3 protein-coding genes are annotated in these 1,740 nt (G+C 58.6%); 1 reads left to right on the forward strand and 2 read right to left on the reverse strand.

Annotation, left to right across the window (positions count from 1 at the left end):
• A partial coding sequence (locus DyAD56_RS23440) for an integrase core domain-containing protein (RefSeq protein ID WP_146010617.1) occupies positions 1–204 on the forward strand: 204 nt, incomplete at its 5' end.
• A 687-nt stretch (positions 205–891) separates the two neighbouring features.
• Here the strand turns inward: DyAD56_RS23440 and DyAD56_RS23445 are convergent.
• Positions 892–1,458, reverse strand: coding sequence for a TolC family protein (locus DyAD56_RS23445; RefSeq protein WP_102305247.1), 567 nt, complete (start codon positions 1,456–1,458; stop codon positions 892–894).
• A 51-nt stretch (positions 1,459–1,509) separates the two neighbouring features.
• A partial coding sequence (locus DyAD56_RS23450; RefSeq protein ID WP_146010618.1) for an integrase core domain-containing protein occupies positions 1,510–1,740 on the reverse strand: 231 nt, incomplete at its 5' end.

A 1,740-nucleotide genomic window follows, 5' to 3' on the forward strand; every position in this document is an offset into this window, starting at 1 on the left:
GAGCCTGGCAAGCCCAACCAGAACGCTTACATCGAATCGTTCAACGGGCGCTTGCGCGATGAATGCCTCAACGAGCACTGGTTTCCCAGCCTGCTTCACGCACGCACCGAGATCGAAACCTGGCGCCGGGAATACAACGAAGAACGACCCAAGAAGGCTTTGGGCGGGCTCACGCCCGCCGACTATGCGAAGCAGCTAAAGTGACACTGGGCTCTAATTCGTCCCGCTACTGAAAGCGGGGGGACGTCGTTGGGTCGATGGAAAGATCAGTGGCGCTAGGAAGACCTGGGACAAGGACGGCGTGCTACTAGCTGATGAAGCCTATGCCGACGGAGCGCTGGTGGAGCGCAAAGATGTCAGCGCTCAGGTAGCGAGTGGTGCCGATCCGCTTCCGCCGGAATTGATGAAAGCGCTGTCGGAGCCGGTAGTCGTAGCATCAGCTCCACAGCCGGCGGCGGCAGGAAGCACTCCCGCAAGCCAATCGCAAGTTAGTCCCGCGGATATGGATGCGTGCGTGAATGACTGGGTGGCTGCACACCGCAAGGTTGTCGGTGAAGACGCGCTGATTGCGGCAGACCAGCTTAGCGAGTGGCGGGAGTGGTGCGGCCAAGGAAAGCGTGCACCAAAGTAGATGAAGAGTCCTGATTGGGCGGTGCGCCCAATAGAACCTGAGAAGGTGATTCATTGCTCGGAGTCGGCATGAAGTCATAGAGAGTGGGCAGGAGAGCACTTGCTCTCCTGCCCACTTACTCCCGGACCTTTTTCTTTTTGGTTTCGAACTAGACGTGTCTGTCGGGCGGCGCGCAAGAGCGTACTTCGGTTCATGCCAACGTCTCCCTTCGCTCTTCGCGTGCGGTGATTAGCTCGGGAATGTTTGGGTCCGCCGGTGAATCATCGATCTTTCATGTCTCGCCATCGCAGTTGTCCCAGTGCGGCGCCGAGCGCGAGTCGGTCGTAACGCCATTCAGCCAGCGCCTGGATGCGTTGCTGTCGTGCTTTCGCTAACGCAGTCTGCGTCTCCAATAGCTCCAGGATGGTACCGACGCCAGATCCATAGCGCCGCTGAGCTGACTCCCATGCTTCCGTCGCTACATCCTGGAGTTTGGCACTGAGCGTCAGATTCTCCGTATCGGTTTGTAAGGTCTGATAACTCGTCCACACTTGCAAAGCGACCTGCTGTCTGGCCTTGTCCACGGCTACCGCCTGTTGATCCACCTGCGCCTCGGCTGCGTGAACTTGATAGGTCGTGGCAAAGCCGGAAAAGAGTGGAATATTCACCTGCAGCCCGACATAGCCGTCATGCCCTGTGGCGGGGTAGTGCTGCAAGCCGAGTCCCAACTGTACCGGTTCGTTGTTCTGGCTGTACTGTCCCACCAGCTTGATGGTTGGGCGGCCTTGGGCCTTTGCCTGTGTGACAGCCGCTTGAGCGGCTAGCAGTTCCTTCTCTGCGGCCAGCACGGCCGGATGTGAATCGCCCCGGTTTTCGCGGAGGCTATTTGGTTTAAGTGATCATGCGGCCTGCACCAAGTCGGAAGCCAGCTGACGGTAGTAGTTAGCTTCGGCCTCGGCGGGTGGAATATACCCGATGGGTTCGAGTAAGCGTTGGTGGTTGAACCATGACACCCATTCGAGCGTGGCCAGTTCCACCGCTTCTCTGGTTTTCCATGGTGCTCGGCGGTGAATCAGCTCGGCCTTGTAGAGCCCGTTGATGGTCTCGGCCAACGCGTTGTCATAGCTGTC

The organism is Dyella sp. AD56 (assembly GCF_002878475.1).
Taxonomy (GTDB): domain Bacteria; phylum Pseudomonadota; class Gammaproteobacteria; order Xanthomonadales; family Rhodanobacteraceae; genus Dyella.